Genomic DNA, 26789 nt, shown 5'->3' with positions numbered 1-26789 from the left:
CGCTGCGCAGATCCATGGCCAGATCGCGGCCCTCGGTCTCGTTCCGGTAGGCGTCCTGGACCGCCCACAGTTTGCGCGGGTTGCGGTTCAGATGTTCGACGAAGGCCAGTGCGCCGTCGGTATCACGCACCGACAGAAGCGATTTCACGTATTCGCGCACCGCGGGCAACGCCGCGGGCGACTGGCCCGGACGTGCCGCCGTGCGGGGCGGGCGAACCCCGGCCGGCAGGTCCTGTTTCGGTTGCCAGCCCATCAGCCGGGCCATCCGGCGTTCCTGGGAGGCGGACAGTCTGGCTTGCTGAACCGCTTCGCGGACAACGTCCTTCAGAGGGCGGCCGTGCGTGCGGGCGAACGCGTCGTCGAGCGTCTCCCGCGAGGTGTGCGCGTGCTCGAGCATGGTCAGCACCCGGGCGAAGTCGATCGGCCGGTCGCTGGTGAGCGCCGCGCCCAGGGCGCGTGCGTAGGGGTGCTCGGGCACGGAGCCGGTCTCGGATGTGAACGCCACGGGGACGGTCTCGGTCGCCGGCCGGATCGTTCCGTCGGTGGACTCCGCCGACGGCCGAGCCGGCTGGTCGGCTGCGGACGCGCCCGCGGCATGCGGCGTACCGGCCGGTTCGTGAGGCAGGTCCGGCAGTGCCGCGGCGGTCCGGGATCGCGCTGTGGTGATGTGGCCGGCAGGTTCGCCGGACCGGATGCCCAGCACGCTGTTCTGGTTGTCCTGCGCCTGGACCTCGGGCTGCGGGCGTGCGGAGAGGGCGTGGGCTCCTGGTCCGCTCATGCCGATCGCCAGGAACTTCGGTAAGTGGGTGAGGTCGACCGCGAGGATGCCGCCGCGGCGCGGGACCGTGGTGTCGGGTGGGTCCTCGCGGTCGGGGTCGGGGATCCAATCCGAGGTGCCCGGTGCTCTGCGCTCCTTGTCGCCGTTGGGTTCGGTCGAGTACCGGGTGCCGTCGGAGGCCGTGCGGAGTCTGCCGCCCCCGGGGTAGGTGTACTGGATCGTGCCGTCCTGCTCGCGGCGGTAGCGGGTGCCGTCCGGTTCGATGCCGTATTCGGTGCCGTCGGGGTCGCGGCGGTAGCGGGTGCCGTCCGGCTCGGTGCCGTATTCGGTGCCGTCGGGGTCGCGGCGGTAGCGCAGGCCGTCCGGCTCGGTGCCGTACTCGGTGCCGTCGGGCTCGCGGCGATACCGGGTGCCGCTGGAGTAGGTACCGTATTCGGTGCCTCTGGGGCTCTGGCGGGGCGGAGTGCTCGGTTCGCCGATGTGGTCGGTTCCGCGGGGGTCGAGGCGATATTCGATACCGGCACGCGGCATGGGGTAGTGGCCGTGGTCGCCGTACGGGTCGTCCAGCAGCAGGCGCACCGGGGCGCCGGCCTCGTCGTGTTCGATCGCCAGGACGGTGTAGACGTGATTCTGGGTCAGGCCCGGGACTGTGCCCGAGCCCCCGAAGGTATCGGTTCCGATGGATACCGTGGTCCCGCGGCGCAGAGCCCATTCGATGCGGCTGCCGATCGCCCGGGCCGCGGTGCCGGCCCTGCTCGACAGCACCCGGTCCTGGGCTCGACCGTCGTAGATTTCGCTGAAATAGGCTGTGAGAGCATGTTTTTCGCGCCCCCACTGCTGTGGATGGAGCTGATCCAGATAGGCGCGGAAGTCGGCGGAAGGCGTGGAGTTCTGCGTGCGCAAGAACTCCTGCCACGCGATGGCGAAGGCGTTCGGGTCGTTGTGGTGGCGGGTGGCCAGGCGCGCTCGGGTGGAATTGAACAGCGCCAATTGTCCGGTGTGCCCGTCCCGGAAGGTTTCGGCGAGTTGGCGGGAGAATTCGAGATCTGCTGTGTGGGGCCCGCCGTTCGTCGTGTCCGAGCGCATGTAGTCGCTCACCAGTTCGTGCAGTGTGTCGATGTCGAACCGCAGCGGATGCAGGATGTCCACGTTCCTGAACCGAGCGACGGGTTGTGCGAACCAGCCGTCTTCGGCCCGGTGGAACCCCTTGCCGAGGCGCGCGGCCGCGGTGGTCATCGGTGTTCCTTCGATCGCTCGGTACCCGTCGCCGTTGCCGAACCGGTGTGCGTATGCCTTCTCGATCATGGTGGCCCAGAGCGGTTCTCCGGGTTCGTGACGGATGAAGTACCCGGTATCGGTGCCCGGGGTGACATAGATCGTCTTTTCGACCCGCACCCATTCCAGAGCGGCGTCGCCGTCCTGCCGTTCGGCGAGGAAGCGGACGCTGACGGTGCCGTCGCCGTGGTCGTGCAGTATCTCGGTGATCGCGCCGGGGTTGTATTGGGCGAGTGATTTCAGGTCGGCCAGCAACGAGCAGTCCCCGGCCGAGCCCTGGCGCACCTCTTCGGGTTCGGGTATCCCGCTCGGCCCGAAGAGCGGGTCGTCGTATCGTGCGCGTATCTCGGGCAGCGCCGGAAGCGCACCGCCGGAGGTGTTGACGCGAATCCACGGGAAATTCCCGGGGTACTTCACCCATTGCCAGGGCCTGTTGCCCTCCCGTGCCACGAGTGCGGCGTCGTACGGCAGATGCGCTGGTTGCCACTGGCCGTGTTGGTCGAAGGCGAGGAATCGGATGCCTCCGCCCGCGACGTTCCAGCTCAGTGTGCCGGTGTCGGTGCCCGCGGTCCGGTCGAATACGAAGTCCTGCGACAGATCTCGCAGGACGTTGTGCACCTGTCCGTCGGGTCCGCTGAACCGATAGTGCGCGGGCAGGCCGGGATCTTCGACGAGACGTGCCGGTACCTTGGCGCCGGTTGCCGCCAGTCGTTCGACTCGGCCGTTGTGGTCGACGAGGGTGAGGATGTCGGCGCCACCGGCGGGGCGGGTGATCCTGGTCGGAACCGCCGGCATCGGCAGTAGCTGCTCGCGCTGGGTGAGGGTCAACTGCTGTAGCTGCTGGTCGGGACTCAGTAGCTGTGGACCCGGGTCGGGGCGTTCGAGTTGTGGTCGGGCGATGTGGGTTTCGCCGTCGAGTTCGGTTTCCAACTGCTGCTGCAGGTTGCGGCCGAAGTAGGTGTCCCCGGCGGCGGGTTCGAAATTCCCGGAGGTGCGCGGGGGGTCCGATGAGACCGGACCGGAGACGCGGGCGGGCAGGATCTCCGCGTCGAGGACGAGCATGTCGTTCGCTTCGTCTCGGGTGACCCCGGTGATGCGGTAGCGCGTGTCGTGGGCGAGCAGGAGTTCGTTGTCGCGGGGTACGCCGCTGCGCGGGCCGATCCACAGGCCCTCGGCGCCGGGCGGAACGGTGAAATTCACCCGGTACTCGAATCGGCGGCCGTCCGGCATGGTGGCCAAGTCACGACCGACCGAGGTGGACAGATAGCCGGGCTCCTGTTGCACGGCGCCCACGAGGTCGGCCGGATCCCGCCAGGAGGACATCGGATTCCCGTCGCGATCCCGCAGGAAGCCGATGCTGGTCAGGCCGCGCACGACCCGGAACGGTTCGGTGTTCGGCAGCGGCCGGATCGCCCGGTCGAGCGTGCGGATACCGTGCTCGAGCACCTCCAGGCTCGGTGACGTGCCGAAGTAGCGCTGGAAGAACGGTTGCAGGGTCACCCGGTAGAACTGATCGTCGGCGATCAGCTGCCTGAGCGTCGACTCCGGGTCGTTCCGGTTCGAGATCGCGTTGATCAGCCGCCAGGCGGCGTTCGCGCGGTACGGATCCGGAATCCGTTCGTGCACATGCGCTTCCCCGGCTCGGCGATGTGCCGTGAGCTCGGCGAGCGAGGGCTCCTGCCGGCCGGTCAGTTCGGTCAGCAGCGCCATGTGCTCGCCGGCGGTACGCCCTCGGTCGAGGACTTCCTGCGCCCGGTCGCTGCCTTCGCGCAACAGTGTGTTGTGGATCGCCGAAGCGTGATAGGCCCACGCCGCGTGCTGCTGCTCCGGAGTGAGTAGCTGCCATTGGTTCAGGACGGTCTCGCCGTAGTTCAGGCCCTCGGCGTCGGAATCGAATGTCCGGGTGTGGTTTTCGTCGATATGCCCGATGCCCGGGCGCTCGGTTCCGGTTGGTGTTTCCGGCCGCCACTCGTGTCCCGGCGGCGGCTGGAATGCGGCCGGGGTGTGCAGCTGGTCCGGGCGAAGCCGCAGCGGTGCGCCGTCGGCGGTCCGGGCGATCCGCAGATGTTCGGGGTGCTCGGCGGAGGCGTACAGCAGGGCGAACGGCGCGTCCGGTGCGCCGTGGTGGTAGACGTCGCGAGGCGCATCGCGATGCAGCACAACGGCATTCAGTCCGAGTTCCCGGGCGGCGATGGGCAGGAGGTCCGCGCTCATCAGATGGTCGGTGGGCCGGTTCGGGTCACGCACCGCGTCGAGCAGATACGCCAGCCGATCCTGCGCGCGCCGGCGCACGGATTCGTCGAATTGCCTTGCCGATTCCTCGAATTGCTCGCGGCGCCGGGTTTCGGTCGCGACCTCCTCGGCGGGCCTGGGCAGCGGATCGTCGCGGCCGAGTTCGCCCCTCGCGACGAGTTCGGAGTGCAGGCGGATGCGCCGCCAGCGCTCCCCGCTGCGTTCGGCGTCCCAGCGGGCGCGGCGGAGCTTCTCGACCTTCAGCTCTTCGAGCCCGTCGGGGGTGTACGTGGGAAGCAGTTCGACGTAGTCCGCGAGATGCGCTTGCATGCGCTCGGCGAGCGTGGTGCGCAGGTGCGCCGGCGTCGGGTGGCCGGAGAATTCGGCCAGCACGTCCAGCAGCTGGTTCCCATCGTGCGGGGAGGACTGCCAGACCGGTGTGGACGGCTCGCTGCTGTCCTGTGCCGGTCGCCGATTCACGACGATCCGGCGCCTGATGTCCTCAACCCGGATGCCGGGTTCGGCGTCCTGCAGGTTGTCGGCCTCGAGCCGTAGGTCCACGGCCAGCTCGGGAGGTACTCGAAGCGCGGTCGCCGCGCTGTGGAATGCGTCCCGCAATTCCGGGCGCAACCGCTGCGCCAGTTCCAGGGCTTCCCACGGTTCGGCGGAACTTATCGCCTCGTCGATTGCGGCGAATTCCCGCAGCGCATCGGTCTGCGCGCGGGTCAGCTCGCGGAACTCCGGCGTCGGCGTGCGCGCAGCGGCTTCGCGCAGCGGCGGGGCGGCGATCGGACCGGTCGACCGGTCGCCGGAACTTTCCGCTCCCAAGTCCGCACCGGGATACCCGGCGAAGTCGGTTCCGGCGTGGAATTCGGCGAAGTCGTCGGTGAAGTCGTCGCTCGCGCGGGTTTCCTCGCGTGCGATGTCCTGCAGGCTCAGGCCGAGGTTGTCGGCCCGGCGTTGCCAGTGCACCGCGTTCCGCGGGGTGGTGGCGAGGGCTTGCGCCGCGCCGGCGAGGTCGTCGAGCAGGTGCGGGCGGATCTGTTCGATGAGGTGGAAGACCTCGGCCTCATCCATGCCCGCGACCGAGAACTTGTCCTGCAGGACCCGCTGGACGTCGGCGTATCCGCGCAGCGCGTCGTTCTCCTGCGGAGTCAGATCCCGGATCTCGGTGGCGGCCGGACGCGTCGGTGCGGCGGCGGAATCGGCGGCCGGACGATCCGCGGGCGACGCCGACGGGCGGTCGTGCCCGGCGGCGTCGGTAGTGGTCTCCGACTGTCCGTCGTCGGTGCTGCTCGCCTCGCCGGTCGTGCCGGGGCGCAGGACCGGGCCGGCGTGGCCGGGCAGGTGCAGGTGTGGTCGGTCGGGGTCTATTCCGTTGGTGCGGAACAGGTTCCGGACCTCCGCCTGGAATTCCTCGAAGGTGCCCCCGCCGTGCGTTCCCAGTGCGTCGTGCACCAGTTCGGCTCGCACCTCGCCGAAGCTGTCCACCGGTGGTTCCGCGCCGAAGCCGACGCCGGCCAGCACCTGCTCGGCTCCGCGCGGCACGTCCCACTGGAACATGTCGGCGTGATCGTGCTGAAAGTCCCTGAACCAACCCGTGATTCGATCCACCGCGTCCCGATCGCGAACGTAGATCACGATTCCGTCCGCGCGCTGCTGGAATGCGGTGCCCACCTTCGCCGAATGAACGCCCGGGAACTCGTGCGGCCGGTCCAGGACGTTGTGGACGAATTCGCCGAAGACGTGCGGTCGTGCGTTACCGGAGGTGTTCACGAACATCTTGAATCCGACGTCGGCGCCGCGCATCCCGTCGGGGCGGTCCACCCGGCGGAAATGTAGGAAGGAGGGATCGTCGATCGCCCAGAAACGAGCCATGCCCGGCGAGAACGGTCGCTCGTCCTCGTCGGTGGCGATCTGCGCGCCGGGGGCGCGGTGTCGGAGGATGTCCACCAGCTGGTCCCGATACCGCTGCGGATCCTCGGCCCGGGCGCCGCCGCCGGGCCGGGAATACAGCGCGTAGACGTTGCTCGAACTCCGGATCCACCCGCGGTGGTCCCATACCTCGCGCAGAAATGCGTCGAAGTTCTCCCGCGACACCGCCGGGACGGCCAGGCCCCGCTGCTCGTAGGACTGTGCCCGCAACGTCCGCAGGTCGTCGAACGAGAGGTCCGGCAGCCGTCGATGCAGCAGCGAGTACAGGGCTTCCAGCGTTCGCGGTGCGTTCAGGATGCTCGAGAATTCCCGGCGGGCGCGGGTGGCGATGGGAGTCGGCGCCTCCGTGCTGGGCGGCACGCTCGGTCGTGCGAGCAGCAGCGGCGGCGGCGCCGGTCTGGACGGCTGCTCCGCTGTGCCGGCCGAGTGCGCCGGTGCGGCGGCGGCCGAATCCGTCGCGCCGGAGCCGGATTCCGCGGGACGGGTCCGCGGGCCCGAATCGTCCGCGCGCTCGTCATCGGATCGCGCGGTTTCGGCGGCATCGTGAGTGTCGCTGCGGCCCTTGCCTTTCGGATCCGCCCAGGGGGCAGTGCTGTCCGTGCCGCCAGGGAACGGTCCCGGGTTCGGCCCGGGGCCGGACGGGCGGTCCGGTTCCGGCGGCAACAGCAACTCGGCGTGCAGGACCGGTAGCCCGCGGGCGGGACGTTCGATCCGGGTGATCCGGTAGCGGCTGTTGCGTGCCAGGATGAGTTCGAGCTTGTGCCGGTCCCGCGCGTCGCTGCCGATGTAGACGCCGCGCGCTCCGGGCGGAACGCTCAGTGCCACATGGTATTTCATCTCATCCGGCATGTGCCGGACGCGCGAGGAGAACGACGTGGACAGGTAACCGGGCTCCTGCTGGATCGCGCCGACCAGGAGATCGGGGTTCCGGTCGCCGAGGCGCTGCCCGTCCGCGGCGGTCAGGAAATCGATCGTGCTGAGGCTGCGGGTGACCTGTACCGTTCCGTCCAGCCGCAGCGGTGTGCCGGTCACCTCGTCGAGCACCCGCATATGTTCGTGCAGTGGGCCGGGGGTGAGCGGTTCGGAAGAGCCACGGGGAACGAAGTGCTCGCGCACCAGATCGTGCATGCGGGCGTCGGATCGGATCTGCTCCCACCGCGCGCCGGGCCGGGCATCCAGGAGTGTGCTCGGAACCGCCAACTGCTCCGCGTCGGACGACCAGGGCGACACCCCGGCGCGTCGCAGCTCGTCCTCGCGGGCCTTCCACTGCTCGGCGCTGTCGACCAGATGGGCGACCCACCGATCGATCCCGGACGCCGTGCCCCGGCGCAGTGCGATATTGATCAGGGCGCCCTCTTCGTACCGGCGGAGGGTGTGCCGCACCTCGTCGGAGAGGTCGTCCCAGGTGCGCAGGACGTTGTGCGCGAAATTCTCGCGGGCGGCGTCGTCGGCGAAGTAGCGCACGCCACCGACGAGCCGGCCCTGGTCGGCCAGTGCATCCGGTTGCGGCTCGATCGAATCCCACGATGAACGCCGGGGTGCGCCGGTCGGTATGTAGCGGACGTCGTCGCGGTTCGGCTCGGACGGGACGACCTCGGCCGTGACGCGCCCGTCGTCGGTGACGCCGGTGAAGCGGAATACGGTGTCGCGGGGGAGCAGCAGTCGCGGCTCGGCGGGATCGCCGGACAGCAGGCCCCGGACGCCGGGCGGCACGGTCAGCTCGACCCGCGGGCGCGTCGGCGGCGTTTGCGCGGCCGCGGTGAAGGTGTGGTGCAGCATCTGCGAACCCACGCCGCCCGCCGTGAGCCGGTCGGCGAGCGTGCTGTCATCGCTGGCCAGATGCATGGGCATGGTGATCGGCAGCTGTGCGGACGTGGCCTCGTCCAGCCGCCGGATCTGGTCGCGGAGTGCGTCGATGCTGAACGGTGCGTTCAGGTTCGCGCGGAAGTGGTCGTTCAGTTCGTGATAGCGGTGGAAGTCGTCCACCACGTTCTGCCACTCGCGGCGCGGATCGTCGGTGGCGAGCAGATTGCGCAGGACGTCCAGCATGCCCAGCTGAGCCGAGTCGATTTCGTCCTCGATACGTTCCATGTGCTCGACCTGTGGACGAAGGTCTTCGAACGCGGGTGGTTGCCGGCCCGGCCACAGAATCTCCATGCCGGTCGGCGTGTCCTCCACCGCGGCCCAGTTCCGGACGAAACGGTCGGGATCGGCCAGGAACTCGTCCACCACAGCGGGCTTGCGGGTGTGGGCGAGGATCGCGGAACGCTCTCTCGGGTTCAACCGATCGAACAGGGTCGGCGCGGGATGGGTGAGTGGTGTTGTGCGCGAGGTGGTTCCGTCACCAGGGACGGTGATGTCGACGAGGCGCTGTGCGGTTCGGGTGGTGATGTCCGATGTGCCGACACCCGATTCGCGGTTGCGCCCGAACAAGGTACGGATGCCGCGGAAGGACGAATTCGCCGTGGGCAGGGTTCTATTGCCCCGTGCCGCAGAGGATGTCGACTGTGCCGAGGACGACGCTACGGCGGTGTTCCGGCTACGCAGGCGGGATACGAAGCCCTGGAGTCGTTGCAATCCGCGTCTGCGTGCGGAGCCCGGTGCCGAGTCGGTGGCGCGAGCGGTGCCGTCGATTCCCGGACCCGTATTTCGGTGGCCGGTCTGACTGGATGCCGTGTCGCCGTGTGGAATCAGCGATGAGCTGCCGGTCCGGTCGGCGGCGGTGGACGAGGTACGGCTGCCGCCCGGCCGGTCCTCGGGTGCGCCGATGCGGATGTCGGCGGGGAATTCCGGGACCGTCGTCCTGCGAGGGAGCAGGGGGCGGACCGTATTGCCCTCGGGGGTGTAGAGGATGGCGTGCACGCCGGCCGGGCGTTGCCGGCCGGGCAGGGTGTGGGTGGGGTCGGCGGCGTCGTCGACACGGATGAGGCCGTTGTCGTTGAACATCCGGTAGGCGTGTGCGCCGATCCCGTTCGCGTTGGGAGCGGCGTGGACGGCGACGACGAGGGCCTGCGCGCCGGGCCCGTGAATCTGGAGGTTACGGACGATCGTGGTGTCGTCGGGGTAGCCGCGGAGTCTGCCGCCCGCAGCCCGTTCGAGTTCCCGGCGAGTGTGGCCGGCCAGCGAGGACGGGCGACGCGGCATGCGGATTCTGGTGCCGGGCAGGGTGTTTCGGATGGCGGTGAGCGCTACGACGACGCAATCGGCCGGTGCCGGCGGCGGGGCGAGCACGGCATCGGCCCGACGGTTCGTGACCGTCGTGTGAGCGGTGCTGCCGTCGCTGCGGACCGGGCGCGGCGTCGGTGTCGTAGCGCTGGTCGGCGTGCGGAGGTTCAGCCGGTCCAGGCGGCGACGGAAGAGGTCGCGGATGCTGCGGCGCGGTGTGTCTTCGGTCGGGCGGGGGATTGCGGCGCCGGTGGTTCGATCCGATGTCGGGGTGATGCGGGATACGAAGCGCCGCAGTCGGTTCCACGGGTTGCGCGAGCGCCGGGCCGGTGTGGCCGTTTCGCCGGAGCGCAGCGGGGTGCTGCCGTCGGTCGCGGGGGCCGTGCGCGATGTTTTCGGGGGCGCGAGCTTGTCGAGCGGCTCGAAGCCCTTGGGGACGAAGGCGTCGTCGAACAGCTTCACGTCATCGACGGAGGCGGCCCTCTTGGCTGGTTCGGAGCCCTTGGCTGTCGTGAAGTCCTTGGGGGCCAAGGGATCTACGACGGGCATGATGTCTTCGTTCGGGTCGAGCTTCTCGGCCGACTTGAAGCCCTTCGCGGCGGTGCCGCCCCCGGACAGCTTCGCGTCGTCCAAGGACGCAGCCCGTTTCAGGTTCTTCGGCGCCGTGAAGCCCTCGGGGAGGACGAGGTCGTCGGAGAGCGTGAAATCCTTTGGTGCAGTGGGCTTCTTCGGCTGTGCGGGGCCGTCGGTGGGTTTGATGAATTCGGTTGGATCGAAGCCCTCGGGGGTCGTGAAGCTCATCGGGGGCATCGGAGACAAGGGGCCCACGACCGGCGCGATGTCCTCGTCCGGGTCGAGTTTCTTGGCACGATCGACATCCTTGGGTGCCGTGAAGTCCTCGGGGGCCAAGGGATCTACCAGGGGCATGATGTCTTCCTCCGAGTCGAGCTTCTCGACCGGCTCGACGCCCTCGGTGGAAGTGGTGCTGTCGGACAGTTTCGGGTCTTCGAAGGACGCTGCCTTCTCCGCTGGTGCGAGGCCCTTCGGGGTGATGTCCTCGGTGGTGGTGAGGTCGCTGATCGATTCGATGTCCTCGGGGGAGGTGAGCTTCTCGGTCGGCGTGATGCCTTCGGTGACGGTGTTGTCGGACGGTTTCACGTCGTCGACGGAAGCGGCTTTCTCGACCGGCTCGACGCCCTTGGGAGAGATGGTGTCCTCGGGCAGTTTCAGGTCGCCGACGGAGGTCGCTGGTTCGAGGCTCTGGGTGAGGGTGTCGTCGGACAACTTCACGGCGTCGTCGGTGGCGTTCTTGTCCGGTTCGACGGTCTTGGCGGAGGTGGTGTCCTCGGGCAGTTCGAGGTCGTCGAATGATGCGGTCGGTCCGAGGTTCTTCGGGGCTGTGGAGTCGGACTTTTCGAGTATGGGGCGGTATTCGGAGGAGGGTGCCTTCTCGAGGAAGTCGCGGTGTACGGGGGAGTGGGAGAAGTCGGTGAGGTGGGGGACGAAGCGTTTGGGGCGGGCCGAGGCGGAAGGTGTTGGGAGTAGCAGGTTTTCGAGGGATTTGGCGAGGGGGAGGGGTTTGGTGGGGGAGCTGAAGATGCGGGGGTCGACGCTGGGGGTGGTTTCGTCGAGGAGTACGGGGAAACCGGTGAACGAGTTGGATCGGTTCGGGCGGCGGGGCGGCACGTCGGGGGTGGTGGGGACCGTATTGCCTTCGGGGGGCAGGGAATTCGAGCGAGGGCGGCCGGTGTGATCGACGGTCGTTTCGTCCGTGGGGAGCAGGGATTCCTCGTGGTCGAAACCCGGGAGGGTGGTCGCATCGTCGAGGGTGGATCGGAGGTTGGTGAGCCGGAGCGGGGGGAGTGTCGGAACCGTGATGGTCCCGGTGTGCAGTTCGCTCTCCGAGGGCGTGTGCAGGGCGGTTGAGGAGGATGTGGGGTCGAGCAGCTCGCTTTCCTGGGGGGTGTGCTGGATGTTCGCGGCGGAGAGCGGGGTGAGCACCTCGCTGTCCGAGGGGGTGTGTAGGGCGGTTGTGGCGGATGCCGCGGCGGCGAGTTCGGTGTCCGAGGGGGTGTGCTGGATGGTCGAGGGGGATGCCTGAGCGGGCAGCGCGGAGTCGAGCGAGTGCGCCATGAGGGACGGATCATGTTCCACCACAGCGGGAATGGGGATCTGTCGAACCCTGTCGCCGACGGGGATGCCGGCTTCCGCCGGTTCGGTGAAGGGTATGACCTCCTCGTCGAATTCCTTTGCGGCATGGTAAGATTGCTTCTTCTCGGTCGCGGCGGGTGTGCTGATCGTGTGCTCGTCGTGCTCCGTGGACGACTCGGTGTCGAGCGTCGTCTCCTTCTTCGGCAGCGCCGATTCATCCAGCAGCTCAGGCGATTCGACCGGTCCGATGCCCCCGAGGTCCTCGTCCGAGTCGGTGAGGTGCGGGGCGACCCCGGTGGCGAAGGGCAGCTTCTTCCCGGACGGGTTGTTCAGATCGAGGCCGCGGATGGAGATGTCGTCGTCCGAGGGGAACTCGTGGGTGAGTTCGTGGTGGTCGGGGTCGTGGATGACCGTGCCCGTCGGGGACGGCGGCGGGAGGATGAGCTTGCCGTCCGCGTCGTAGAGCCCCTTGTCGGAACCCTTGTCGAGCCCGCTGTCGCCGACGGTCCCGGGCTTTTCGAGCCCCTCCATCGACAGGGCGATGGCGGCGGCCAGCTCGGGGTCCTTGTTCTCCTCGGCCTCGACCTTGGCCTTGGCGGCGGCCGCGTGGAACTCGGCCACGGATTCGTCGATGGCGGCGGCGAGTTCCGGATCGGTCTGCTTCAGGTCCGGCCCGGCGGCTTCCTCGGCCACGGCGGGTGTGCGCACGACGGTGACGGCCGGGTCGGCGAGCGCCTCGCCGAAGGTGAGATCCACGGGTTGGCTGTTGGCGTCGAGCATTTCGCCGGGTTTGGAACCGGCCGACGGGAACCAGAGGTAGCGGGCGGCCTCGGCGTCGCCGAATATCGCGATCCGGCCCGGACCGGGTGCGGTCTGGGTGTCGTCCTGCGGGTTGTATTCGTCGAATTCGAAGGTGAGCAGGCTGGCGAAATCGTCCCAGGGCCTGGTCGGCAGGGTGAGCGCCGGAGTGTGATCGCCGATCGGTACGGCGAGGTGGTAGTGGTTGAAGGCGACCAGGGTCGCGGCGTCGGCCGGTGCCGCGGCATTCGGGCCGAAGGTCTGTCCCCGCCGCATGTCCTGGCCGTATACCCGCACGTTGCGGCTGTTTTCGCCGCTGCGGGCGAGTGCGGCCGCGGCGGCCTGGGGGACGACGTGGAAGACGTCGGTTCGCCAGACGCCGCGCTGTGTCAGCTGTCTGACCTGACGGATGTACTCCTCGAAGTGGGCGATCTGGTCCGCGGCCGAGATCGGGTTCTGCTCCTCGGCGGTGGTGAGTTGTCTGCCCAGGTTCTGGTCCGCGTTCCTGATCGTCGTGAAGTCCAGCAGGTATTCGCCCATCCTGGGCCCGACCAGCTCGGCGGCGGTCATGAGGCGCAGGTCGCGGATCCGGCGATCGAGTTCGGCCGCCGAGTCGTACGGAGTGCTGTACATGATGCGTTCGAGGGCGTGGAAGAAGCAGTCGCCGTCCGGCGGCATCGATTCCCACACGAATCCCTCTGGGGCCGCGATCCCGTCCACGACGCGCGATCGGGGGCCCGTCTGGCGTCCGACCTTCGGCGACATACTGCTGCCGCCGAACAGGCTCGAGATGAAACCCTTGGACTTGGTCTTCGGCTTGGACGCCTCGGCACTCGCCTCCGCCTCGGTCCCGGCCTTGGCCGCCTTCAATTCGGCAGCGAGCTTGTCGGCCGCCGCGGCCTGCGCCTTGATCTCCTCGGGATCGAGTTTCTCGGCACCGCTCGGATCGAACTTCTTGGTATTCGAGGCGGTCGCGTTCGAAGACTTCGTATCCGGCCCGGTCTCGGTATCGGTCGCCCCCTTCTCGGCTGCGGCCTTCTCGGCTGCAAGTTTCTCGGCTTCGGCCTTGGCTTTTTCGGCTGCGAGTTTCTCAGCCGCGAGTTTCTCGGCTTCGGCCGCGGCCTTCTCGGCCGCGTCTGTGCTCTTGTCGGGGTCCTCGGTCTTGGTGTCGTCGTCCTCGGTATCGCTGGTCGGCTGCTTCTTCTTGGGTGCGGCCTTCTTCGCCTCGGCGTCCTCCTGGGCCTTCGGCTCGGTTTCTTCCTCGGCTTTCTTCTCCGCCGCCTCCTTCTCGCCTGCGGCCTTCTTTTCCGCGGCGGCTTTGTCCTCTGCCGCCTTCTTCTCCGCTGCGGCCTTGTCCTCGGCCGCCTTTTTTTCAGCTGCGGCTTTGTCCTCGGCGGCTTTCTTTTCCGTGGCGGCTTTGTCCTCTGCCGCCTTCTTCTCTGCCGCGGCTTTGTCCTCTGCCGCCTTCTTCTCTGCCGCGGCTTTGTCCTCTGCCGCCCTCTTCTCGTCCGCGGCCTTCTTCGCGGAATCGGTCTCGTCGCCCTTCGGCCCGCTCTCCTTCGGCGGCACGAAGAGAGACGAATCATCCTTGGGTGCAATGACTTTCGGAAGATTGGCACTGTCCGGCGGCTTCTCGTTGGAACGCAGGATGAGATCACCGGTGACCCAGAGCGTCCCCTTGGGCCCGATGACCTCGACCACGGCCACCGAACGCAGTCGTTTACCTTCCGGTTTTCCGCCCTTCACGTTGGTGCGGAACAGGTTTCGCAACACGCTGCCGATCGCGACGGTGCCGCCCTTGCCGGAGACGTCGCCGCCCAGCGGGATGCTGCTGGGTCCGCCGCGGTCGTTGGTCTGCTTGGCCCCGCTGTATCCGAAACTCAGTGCGGTGCTGGTGTTTCTGCTCGACGAGGAGCCCATGTTGTCGACGGAGAATTCGAAGGTGTCGAACGCGATCTGGTCGTTGCCGTCCTCCTCGCGCGGCGAATACAGGCTCATCTTGACGACGGTGTCGCCGATCTTCACGCCCGCCGCATGCTGCTGCGGGGTCGGCATGGTGCCGGTCTGCTCGACATTCAGGAACGGCGCGGTGGACTGCGGTCCCAACTGGACGAAATCGCCCTTCGCGACCAGCGTGACCAGCCGGTTGTACATGCCCTCGGCGACCCGGGTGCTGTCGTTGGTGCGCAGCGACGGGTCGACGCGCAACAGCGCCTCGGCGAACTGCTGTGACGCGCCGAATTCACGGATGTCGAATGCCAGCTCGGGCTTCCAGGAGGGCACGGACAGCAGCTCGCGCACGTCGTCGGGCACCTTTTCGGCCGGTTTGACGGCGGTGGCCGCCTCGAGGTCGACGGTCTCGGGAGTCCCGATGGCCTTGGCCGGTTCGAGCTTGCTCTTGGTCGGATCGAATCCGAACACCTGCGGCTCGGTGCGTGCGACCTCGGCCGCGGGTGTCTCGCCGGGCTTCGGGATCGGCTTCGTGTCACCCTCGTGCACACGCATGAAAGTGGTGGCCTTGACGGAGTCGGATTCGGACTGACTCGGCGTCGGAATCTCGTCGGGATCCAGGCCCTCCGCGACGCCCCTCCACTCGCCGGTCGCGATGAGCGCCTGCCCCTCGGCGATCGCGGTGCCGCCCGTGACGAGGAAGTCGCCGAGCTTGTCGTACAGATACCCCGACAACGTCTCGTCCATCGTCCGCCAGTCGACCGTGACGGTCCATTCGGTGGGGATCTTGAACTCGTACTGGCGCGCTGTGCTGCGCTGCCATGCGCTCAGGTCGCGGGTCGAGTTCTGTACCTCGCTGTGCGTGCCCGTGCGCTGGATCGCGAGCGTCGCCCCGGGACGCTGCTGATTGCTCTGCCCGCCGAGGCCGACACTGAGCTGGTTGCTCTGACTGTGGCTGCTGCCGACGTTGGTCGCGCCGGGCTCCACCAAGGCGTTGCCGTCGGCGCGGATGTGCCGGTGGACGTTGTCCAGGGCGGCGGTCCGGGGGACCATCTTGCCCTGGATGGTCGCCAGGGTCTGGCCGTCCGGCATGTCCTCGTCCGATTGGGGGCGCTGGGTGAACGTGACGCCGACCATGCGCGGGATGCCGCCGGACCGGTCGACGAAATGGAACGAGTGTTTGCCCTCGGATCCGGCGTTGGCGAGGTTGCGCACGCCGTAGCTGGTGGTGTGCGCGTTGATCAGCGGTGCGACGCCGGGGTGGTAGTTGTTGTGGCCGACGACGGTCGCGCCGGGGGAGATCTTCTCCAGCAGAGTCGTGGCGGCGTTCTCGAGCGCGCCGCGACCGTCGTCGAAGATGACCTCGGTGGCGCCGCCGAAGGCGGGCAGGGCCTTGGCCGTGTCGGGAGCGTCGGGGCGCTTTCCGACGTAGGCGTCCGACAGCAGGCGCGGCTCGACCGGTACGTATTTGTCGACTTCCTTCTCGGTGCCGTCGTCCTGGGTCTCGGTGACCTTTTGTTTCTCCTGCCCCTCCGGGATGATGTCGAGCTTCCACCCCTGCTCTGCGGCCGTCTTCACGAGCAGCGCCTTGTATTCGGGATAGTCGTGCAGGTCGTTGTCGGTCAGGAAGAACTCGAGCCGGTTGGGGGCGTCGACGATGCGGGTGCGGGTGCCGTACGGCTTGCCGTGCGCGAGGCCGGACAGGAAGTTGCGCCAGCCCGCCTTGACGGTGACGGCGTAGTGGCCGTCCGCGACGAACCGGTACACCTTGCCGCCGTAGTCGGAGGTCACGCGCATGCTGTCGGTGGCATCGCCCTTGGTGACATGGGTACTGGTGGAGTTGCCGCCCTGCCACCCGCCGCTGGGCCGGAAGCTGTGATCGGATTCCTCGCCGTAGGTGCCGCCGAGGATGAACGCTCCCCGGTGGCCCTTGTTCACGCCCGTGGTCCGGGTCGTGGCGTTGTTGGCCTCCAGCCAGTGCTCGGTGTCGACCGCGGCCGGTTTCAGTGCCCTGATGTTGTCGAAGAAGCCGCGGATGTCGACGCTGTAATCGGTGCCCGTCACCTTGCCGGGGATCTCGGTCTCGAATTTGTACGAGTCGCGGAAGATCAGTGGCGCGTACATGATCATGTGCTGCGGTGACATCGAGGCGTGCAGCACCGAGCTGGCCTGAGACGCCGGGTCGGTGGCGGGATCACCGAATGCGGTGCGCCATATCCACTTTCCGACGCCCGTGGCCTTGGTCCACGCCCAGTGACCCCAGGTCTGGCTGTCCTCGGGTGCGGTCGTCTCGGGGTCGTCGTTCTTCTCGGTTTCGTCGGGCCAGGCGCCGGGGACCTTCGGCTTCTTCTCGGCCGGCTCGAGTGGCTTCGGGAGCGGCTCGAGTTCTCGCAGGGGCTTCGGGGCCTCCTCGGCTTCGGTACCGGTGGTGACCGCCTTCTTCGGGATGGTGATGGTCGTCTCGGGAACATCCGGGCGGGAGGTCGAGGTTGTGCCGCGCTCGGGGAGATCGATCGATTCCGGCTCGTGATCCTGCTTGCGGAACCACGGACCCAGGCTCGGCCGCCATCCGCTCAGGTCCGGAACCCAGGAGTGGAAGCTCGCGCGATGGCTGCGCCACCACGAGGACGGATCTTCGGTCCGCCCCGAGCGCGGTTCGGTGATCGGGAGTATCGGCCCGCGGTCCTCGGGGAATTTGCCGGGAATATTCAATGTGCTGGGGTCGAAGTCGCCGGCCGCGGCCGCCACCGAGAGCTCGATGTCGTCGATGAGACCGCTCGTTGCCTCGTGGAGTATCTCGCCGACCGAGTGGTTGGCCACGACGGCGGCCAGCGGGAGCCTGCCGACGCCGTCCTCGATGGATTTCTTCGAGGCCAGGCCGAGTCCCTTGGTGATGTCGGCGGGGAGTGCGCCCCCGTCGGCGCCGTGATCCTTACGGATCTTCGGTAGGACCACCGGGTCGGTGTTCGGTGTTGCGGTGGTCAGGTAGTGCGGTACGGCCAGGCTGACCTTGCCCTTACCCTCGATCGGAGCCGGCCCGTGGCCGTGGCTGTAGGAGATCTCCGCGACATAGCGGGTGCGCATGCCGAAGATCTCGAGACCGGCATCGCCTTTGTAGTCGTCCTCCCCGGAATTCTTCGGGCTGAAGGTGTAGATCTCCTCGGCGTGGTATTGGCCGGCGCCGCTGCCTTTGGGTTTGCCGTAGGAGAAGTCGTAGGAGGCGGTGAGGCTCGACAACCGCTGGGTGCCGAATATGTTGAGTGGATTGGTGAACGACGCGCTGGCACCGGCATCAGCGGCGAGCGGGGTACTTTCGGATTCCTCACCGGAGGACAGGATGATGCCGCTGTAGTTCATCGTCTGGAGGATGGGGGTCCGCCAGGCGTGGGTGACGCCTTGATTCGGATCGGCCTTCGGGTCGTACTTGCCGTCCGGGGTCTCGTACTCTCGGACGGCCTTGATCGTGACGGTGATGCGGGCGGGATCCAGACCGGCGGCGGTGGTCCCTTCGAATTCGGTGCGGAAACCGCGCTGGAGCATTTCATCGAATGTCGCGAGCTTGGTCAGCCTGGCTTTCATCTGCGCGAGTTTGCGGGCATTCTCCAGGCGTTCCTCCGCGGTGGAACTCAGGTCGAGCAGGTCGTTCGCCTTGCTCGCCGAGGGGAGGAAATCCATATCGGAGACGAATTTCTCGATACCGTCGAAGATATTGTCGGGTATTTCGACCTGGAGTGGGGTGGTCAGCAGGTCGAGATTTTGCAGATGCAGCAGGTGCGGCGGGAGGAAGCGTTGTTCGCCGGCCTGGGGTTTGCGGCCGAGGGAAGCCTTCGACGGCACCAGCATGTTGATCGGATATCGCTTCCCGGTGGCCGAGGTCGTCGCGGTGTCGTCGGTCGTCTCCTTGACCGGCGTGGTGTCGTCTGTGGCCGGATTCGTGTCGGCCCCGGCTGGTTTCGTGTCGTCTGTGGCTGGTTTTGTGCCGTCTTCGGCAGGGACGGCGTCCTTCGTGGACGCCTTTTTTCCGGTATTGTTCAGGGGCGTGCCCGGCTTCGGCAGAATGGGCGCTCCGTCGGGGCGAACGAATTTGACCCGGATCTCCATCTCGGGTGTGGTGTGCAGCAGGCGCGCGACCAGACGCAGCGCGCGGGATATGTAGCCGCGGCCGCCGTAGGTCAGCGCATGGCTGTTCTGGTGCGTGACCCCGCCCTTGAAGGGGGTTATATTGCCGCCGCGTGTCGCATAGCCGGTCGCCTTGTCGGATTTGCCCTGCGCCAGGCCCAGGGAAAACGCTATCGCCGCGCCGAGCCGGTTGGAGATCGCGGCTCGAGCCTGTGTGCGCAGGCCGCGCACCACGTTGTATTCGAGCCGTGACTGGCCTTCCGCGGTGACGGGGCCGGTGAGTTTGTCGCCGCCGTGGAAATCGACGACCTCCACCTCGAAGAACCCGAGCGGTTTACCGGATGAGGTGTACATCGTCGGTGATTGCACCGAGCCGCCGTGCATCATCGGGATATTGCCGCGCAAGTTGTCGCCGAAGAAAGTCCGCAGCTGGATCGCCGACGCCTTCGAGATCTGCTCGATCTGGTCGGGGAACCCCTTCATCACGTCGGCGAACAGCTCGTCGTGGGCCGGGAAATCGAGCGGACCGTAGAAGGGCATCTGATCGACGGAGATGTGCGGGTTCGGATTCTCGTCCGACTCCGAATAATCGGCGGGGCGATGGAACGGAATCGGCGTGTGCTTATCGTCCTTTCCGGCCTCAGGAATCTTTATCTTGTTGTCGTGCAGATGGTTGGGGAACCAGGCGGTAATGAGGTCGGGGGCGGCTTCGTGATCGATTTTCACCCAGTCGTCTTCATGATCGCGGATATCCGGTGACAGCACGCCGGCCAGCCCCTCGGGGTTGTACCGCATCTCGAAGTGCACATCGAAGTCCTGTGATATCGCTTCGGCGTCCGTGCTGCGCTTCTTGATGACCGATTGCACCGATCCGATCACGGCCATGGCCGAGGACAGCTGATTGTGCGTGAAATTGATCTGTGGGGTCACACCCCAGTTGACCAGTTTGCCTTTTTCCAGATCGAACAGGTGGGTGTACGGGAAACTGAACGATCGTTGGCTGTGCTCGCTCGCGGAACTACCGAGGTCGACGTTTCCGTAGGTCCAGCGCTGGAGGCTCACCGCCGGGCCATTGCTCGGTCGCGAGTTCTCGCGCGGCGTGAATCTCGCGCGCAGGAATACCGGGAACGGGTTGCCCTTGTATTCCGCGGCCAGCGGCATACCGGATTTGCTGAGCAGGCGGTACATCTCCGCCGTGGTCAGGCGTGAGGTCAATTTCTGTTTGACGGCGGCGTGGAACGGGTCCTTCGGGGTCTGAGGGCCGGCCAGCGCTTCGGTCAGTGCTGCCTTGCGCTTGGCGTCGGGACCAGTGTAGGCCGGCCTCACACTGTCCGTCGGCTTCTTGTCGTCTGCCGGGGTCGCCGCCTTCTTACTGTTGTCGGCGCCGACCTGCTGTTCGGCACCTTCGGCGTCCGCTGGTTTCGTGCTGCTGGTGGTGGCGACCAGTTGTTTGGCGGCCTCGGTCTCCACAATGTGGATGGCTTGTAGGCGAAGCCACTTGATCGTGCTCTCCCGAATCGGCTCGATGAAGACGAAATCCTCGGCGCCCTTGCGATGCCCGCCGAAATTCCAGACCGTTCTACTCAGATTCGAGTCGGACGGGGGATCGGTCGGTTCCGAGTCGCCCGAGGACCGCGCACCGATCATGGTCGTCGTCGGAAGCTGATCCGCCATCGCGGGATCCATGGTCCTCGCGACACCGTCGGCGGAGTAGAGCACCGCGTGCGTACCCGCCAGCTCCCGCGGCACGTTCGGCGGGAAGGATCGGGTATCGGGGTCGGACGCATCGTGGACCGCGACACTGCCGTCGTCTTCGACGCGCATCAGATACGCATGTGCGCCGACACCATTGGAGTCGGTGTAGTCGCGGTAGTCGTCCACCACCAGGGCCACCGCGCCCGGTCCGATCGCGGTCAGCTGTTCGGCGATGCGGTCGTGGTTGTCGAACCGGGTCAGCGGCGCACCGGCGTTGTGCGCCAACACATCCGCGGGCATACCGGTGATTCCGGCGAGTGATTCGGGCACCTGCGGGCGCGGACGTCCGGTGAACGTGGACAGCTGCTCGAGCGCCACGACGGCGCAGTTGACACCGCCCCATACCGCGGCCGGATCCTCCGGGACGGTGTAGTCCGGCAACGTCGGGTATTCGGGGGGACGCGCACCCACCTCGCCATAGTTCGGCAGCAGTTCGTGCGCGGCAGCCACGGCCTGAGCCACCGGGATCTCGGTGGGTGTCACGGATCGGTCCGCGGGCCCGGCGATGACCAGATCGCTGATGCCGTGCTGGCGCATCAGATTTTCCAGCACCACGACATGGGATCGCCCGGACTGACCCGTCTGGGGGTTGTAGACGCGGAACTCGTCACTGGCGCCGATGCGTTGCGCCGCCAGCGCGTGGGAATCGTAGGGATTCAACATCCACACGCGTGTGTCGGCGGGCAGATCGGTCAACCGCACCGAATCGCGAGCTTCGTGCCGGGCGTCCGCACCCAGGCTCAGTTCCGCCCAGCGGAGCCACTGCGCGAGGGTACGATCCTCGTCGTTCGCCCGCAGACCGGCTATCACGTTGATCGCATCCTGGCGCTGCGCGGATGTGAGTGTCGTGTAATCGAATGCGTTGGCGCCCGTGGAATCGTGCCGCAGCCAGTGCATCGCCAGCCAGCCGCCGAACCGGCCCACCGTATGTCCGGCGATCGCTCGGGTCCGGAGTTCGGGAAGGACCGCGAGTCTGCGGTTGTTCGCCTCGCCGCTCAGATGCAGATAGGGATTGCGCATGGTGGCGGGCGGATGCCACGGCTCTTCGTGCACGTAGGTCCGGCGGCCGTCGACCAGTGCGGTCGGAATCCGGCGGGAGAACCCCTGGAACAGCCGCCCGAGCCGGAACCTCGACGGGCCGGGCTGCGGACGTTCGTAGGGGGCCAGGGTCGCGGGGAATTCGCGCGGTGCGGGCCGCGGCTGTTGCTGCGTTTCGGGCGGCGGCGCCTTCTCGTGCGGCGCGGTCGAACCGTCGACCGTCGGGGTGCCGTACTGATACCTCGCCGGCGTCGAGGGGCCCGCCTGGTTCTGGTCGGGCTGCTGGAGAGAGCTGTTGTGTTGTGCCGCAGCCGAATTCGCGGGGAGGTGTGCGGAGAAAACCGACCGCTCGCCGCTCGTCCCGGGGATGTCTTCCGGGCGGAAGGTGGGCGAGGGAGTTGTCGTGTTGCTGCGGTCGCCGCCGAACTCGGGTGCGGTGTCGGAGTGCGGACTGTTGCCCTGTTCCGAGCCGAGTGATCCGAATTCCGGGTCGCCGAGCATGGTTTCGATCGTCGGCAGGTTTCGCTGCGGCTGGAAAACGATGGGGCGCGCTCCGGGAGACCGGTTGGCGCCCGGGGTTTCGGAGGACGGGTGACGCTGCTGCTCCGGGGGCAGCGCCGCGTGAATGCCGTTGCTGCCGTCGGTGTTCGGGGCCGGGCGGTGGGACGTGGTGTCGGTGGATCTGGGCGGCGGAGTGACGGGGCCCTGGGTATCGGCGCCCTCCTCGAGCGGGGGTGCGCGCGAGGGGTTCGAATCCGCGCGACGGGAATCCAGCAGTTGCTGTTCGACCGCGGCCTTCTGCATGGGCGTGGCCTGATCGCGCAGGTCCTTCTCGGCCGTGTCCAGCGCGCTCCTGGTCTCTTCCAGTTTCGCCTCGGTCTGCTCGTTCCCGTTGTCCCGGTGCGCCGCGGCGGCATCGCGGTGTTCCTGCGCCGCCTCCTGATAACGCGTGATGAACGTCTTGACCCGGGCGTTGGGCGCGGCGCTGCGGTAGTCCTCGGGCGAGATGTAGTGCACGGCCTCCCCGGGAGTGCCGCCGGTCGCCCAGTCCCCGTCCGGATTGCCGCTGCGCGCGGCACGGGTCTCGGCCTGATGATTCACGCGTTCCGAATATGCCGGGCCGCCACTGATTTTGACCTTCAGGCCGCCGTGCGCGATGGCCTCCTTGGACGGGGTGATGTCCACGCCCCGGCCCATCATCTTGTTGCCGAGGATGATTCGGCCCATCTCGCCGCCGTTGGCGATGATCTTCTGCAATTCGTCGTTCGCCCGGTCCTTACTGCCGTGCGAATCGACCCATGCCACATCGAGTTTGTCGAATTTCACCTCGAGCCCGCGCTCGTTCGCGGCGTGCTGGAGCGCATCGGACAGCTTGGCGACATCGGCGTTGTCCATTGCGATCGCCAGCTGCGGCGAACCCTTCTGTTCCCATGCCCCGGTCTTGGCATCCTGTACGAACGCGGTGTCGAGGATGTCGTTCGCCATCGCCTCGAATTTCTCCGCACCGGAGGCGAAATGCCGTGCGTCCGGGGTTTGCAACTGTGATTTGAAGAACCTGTCCACCTTCGAGATCGGCCCGGTGCCGTACTCCTCGTGCATGACGTCCTCGACGCCGCGCGGATTGCCCTCGGTGGGGGTGAGCAGGGTGCCCGACATTCCGGTGATGTGGTCGAAGTGGCCGCCGCTGAAGATCTGCTTTCCGGTGATGCTCAGCGAATGCTCCGAATCCGCAGTGATCGACAGGCCGTTCTTCGCCTCGAGATATTTGGCGAATCCGTTCCACCGGCTCGAGCTCTGCTTCTCCGGATCGTCCATGACCTGGTCATTGGTCTGCGAGGAGATGATCTTGATCTTTCCGTCATCGCTGACGTGGTAGTCCGAATTCCGCTCCGGGCCCCATTCCGCTTGTGCCGCATGCGCGAACTCCTCGGCGTCCGCGTCGCTGATGTCCCGCTGGCCGTTGCGCAGCATGATCGCCAACTTGGCCCGGCCGAAACGGGTCATCTTCGAATCGAAGATTCCGCGCTTGTCCGGATCCTTGCCGAAATCCGCCGGGCCGAGTACGCCGCGTTCCTTGGCCTCCTGCAGCGTGTTCCAGACGTCGTGCACGCGGGTCGTGAACGCCTCGTCGGCGGGGCCCGACTTTCCGGGCGAGAGTACGTAGTGGGTCTGCTCGTCGATCAGCTGCGCGTCGATCTCGTCGATGATCAGATCGCCGCCGGGGAACGGCTCGAAACGGTCCGGCAATCCCCGGCTTTCGGCTGCCGCGTCGAGGATCTGCTTGTACTCCTTCATCGATGGCGCCTGTTCCAGATCCGCACGCAGCTGCGCCAATTCCTCGGCCGACATCCCGCTGTCCTTCAGCTTGTCGACCACCGCCTGCGCCTCTTTGACCGCGCGGAACCCGTAATCCTGAGCGGTGCCCAGGACGATCAGCTTGCGCCCGGGCACCCGCTCCGGGAACGGCTGGTCCGAATCCAGGTGGTACACATCGATTCCCAGGCCGTGATCGCCCGCGACCAGACTCTCGAATTCGTGCTGCATGTGCACCACGAGCGGATCGCTACTGGTCATCACATGGGCGATGCCCTTGTCCAGGACGGTGCGAGTCGCCCGCGAAATGGCGGTCAATTCCTTGCCCTCGCCGGTGTCCATTTCGACCGGGCCGTGTCGCATCAGAATTTCGGAGGTGAGCTGTGTCCAGCGCAGCACCTTGCCGCCCGGGCTGCCGATCTCGCCACCGGTACCCCGGCGGAACAGTTCGATCTGCGCCGCACGCGAGTCCTTCTCCGAACCGGTGAGGATGCGCTGCTCCAAATCCTCGGTGCGCAGCGTGCCCAGCGGTCCCGACCGGTCCTTTCCGGCCTGGATGTCGTAATGCTCCAGCAGCGCTTCGGCCGCCGCCTTGGCAGCGGAGACACGTTGCCTGCGCACCAGCGGGAAGGCATCGTCCTGGCCGATATGCCCGTCCTGGAACGCTTTCCAGGCGTCCGTGCCCGCTTTCTCGGCGCCGGACATGAGTTCGTCGACGGCCGTCTCGACGGTCTGCCGGTGATCTTCGGCCGCCTGCTCGTAGACCGCCCGCGCCTCGGAGATGCGCGCCTCGTCGTGGGAGGCCTCGGCCGTCTCCAGTGCGCGCCGGGCCTCCTCGACACTGCTGCCGGAGCGTTGGATGGTCTGTTTCACCTGCTGCTGGTGCTGCTCGGCACGTTCCTGCGCGGCGACGAGACGCCGATACACCTCGGCGTCGTGTTTCGGCGTCGTGGACCCGGCGGGAAAGTCGTTGTGCGACTGAGGATCTTCCGGACCGGACTGCCGCGTCGCCGGGTGGTCGGAAGTTCCGGGAACGCGGATGTCGGTGATTCTCGAATCCGACACGACCGTATCCAGCGTCGTCGACCTCGGCACCGCACGCCCCTCGGCGTCGGTCAATCCGCCGGAGCGGGACCAGATGTATCGTGCGCCGGACTCGTCGCCGAACACCACGAGATCGTGTGTGCCCGAGGCGCTCTTGCCGAATCCGGCCTTGGTCAGCTGCTGCGGGCGGGATCCCAGTTCGGTGACCTCGTCCCAGGCCTTGCCCGGCGGGCCCGCGAACTCGTGACTCGTTGCGGCGGCGGGGATGTCGTCCGGCGGCGCGGGCTCATCATGTGCCGAAGTCTCGCCGAGATGGGGTTCGGCGGCGGTGGACGAGCCGATGCGGACGTTGCCGGTCGCGCGGACACCGTCGAGACCGCGGCCGGGAGCGTGGGCCGGGTTGCCGTCGGCGGTGTAGAGCACCGCGGTCACGCCGGCGACATCCTCGCGATCGTGGAAGATCAGCGGGGTTTCGCGATTGGTGGCCGGATCCCAGACCCAGTCGTTCTTGTTCCGGACGGTCATCACCACGGCGTGCGCGCCGATGCCGTGCTGATCGGCCGGGCCACGGAAGGTTTCGATGACCGCGGCCTTCGCTCCGGGACCGAGTTCGCGCAGCGCCTCGCCGACCGCCTCGTGGTTGGGGAAGCTCTGCAGTGTTCCGGTGGAGCGCATCTCGAACTCGAGCGCGTCCATGCCACGCAGGCCCACCGGCTCCTTGGGCGCCTGGATTCTGCGGTTGCCGGGAAAGTCGGAGGCCAAGCGCCGCAACACTTGTCGGCTGCAATCGTTGACGACGCGCGCACCGGTGAGGTAGTCGGTGATGACGTGCTCGTGGGTGGAGCCGGAGATGTCGTCGGATCGGTTCGTGTGGGTCGAGTGTTCGATCCCGGCCTCGGTCGAGGTCCCGATCGGCTCGCGCCGCTGCGTGCTGATGCGCGACTGCGGATCGTCGCCGGGTTCGACCGGATGAGAACGGGTCTCGGTATCGTCGCGACGTAATGGGCTGCTGCCGCCGAGGTTCCGGTCGCCGCCCTGCCGCGCGGTGGACCGGAACGGATTCGTATTGCCGGTCCGGTTGTCGGGACCGGTTCTGGTGAGCGGGGTGCTCTGCGTCTGGTCGGCGGGACGCAACGGTGTGCTGCCGTTGCGAGTGTCCTGGGTCGTGGTGAACCGGGCGGCGGACTCGTCCGGGACCTCTTCGACCGTGGTCTGGAACGGGTTGCGGCGCTGGGTCTCCGTGGGGAACGGTCGCGGCGCATCCGACTCGTCCGGGAGGTCTTCGACGGTGGCGCGGTACCGGGTGCGGTCCGGGGTGTCCGTCGGTGTGGTGGTTCGGAGCCCGGTGTTCGGCTCTTTCGGGGCTTCCCCGACAGTGGTCCGGAACGGGTTGCGGGACGCAGTGGTTTCGGTGCTGGGGGTGGCGCGCAGTTGGTCGGTGCCGTTGGCGGTGAGTTTCGTGCCGGTGCGGAAGGGGTTCTTGCCGTTGCCCGGGGTGGTGGCGGCGCGGGGCTGTTCCTGAGTGCTGGTGCGGAAAGGGTTGGTCCGAGTGGAGCCGTCCGCGATCTTCGTGGCCGTCGAGTAGATCCGGGGCGACTGGGCCGGTCGCGTCGAAGCGCCGTCGACACCGGATGACATCGACTGCCGCACAGGCGAACTCGTGTCACGGGAGATCCCCGGCGAACGGATCGGGGAGCTTTGCGTGGATGCCGGGTTCGCGGACCGGTCGGCGGTCCGGGTGAAGGGGTTGGTCTGCGAGGAGCCGTTCCGGCTGCGGTTCGTGGGTGTGGTCTCCGGGGTTTCGCGAGGAGAACCGCTTCCGGCCGATGTCTCGCCCCGCGGTCCTTGATCGGTCCGGCTGTTCGCTGTCAGGTGTGTGTCGTTGTTGCCGTTGACGTTTCGGCTCGCATGATTGGCATTGGCGGCGGGGACGTTGCGATTACCGCTGTCGGGCGTGATCTCGGTGCCGTTGCGGTTGGACGCGACGGTGTCGTGGGTGTTGCCGTTGACGATGCTGCCGTTTCGAGGGCCGCCCTCGACGGTGCCGCCGTTGCGCTCGGCTCCGTTCGTGGTGATGCCGTTGCCATTGCGCGCGGCCTCGTTCACCGCCGGCGGATTGGCGCTGTTGCTCTGGGCGCGTTGCGAATTGCCGTTGACCGAGGGTGAGTCGAAGGCGGTGGGGTTGTCGGTCTTGACATCCGATGCCCAGGACTTCTTATCGGACAGCGATGAGCTG

1 protein-coding gene (running past one end of the window) is annotated in these 26789 nt (G+C 67.4%); it reads right to left on the bottom strand.

Annotated elements, in window-relative coordinates; all coding sequences use genetic code 11:
• Window positions 1-26659, bottom strand: the 5' portion of a protein-coding gene (locus AC5WS7_RS12050) for a toxin glutamine deamidase domain-containing protein (RefSeq protein ID WP_495954549.1). The gene continues 3425 nt to the left of window position 1, outside the view; the window shows 26659 of its 30084 coding nt (coding positions 1-26659); its start codon is at window positions 26657-26659; its stop codon lies beyond the left edge, outside the window.
• Between the last annotated feature and the right edge of the window lie 130 nt (window positions 26660-26789).

This window comes from Nocardia sp. PLKS1-43 (assembly GCF_059510335.1).
The sequence above is the reverse complement of the archived record's forward strand: the minus strand, read 5'-3'. Positions and strand labels throughout refer to the sequence as shown.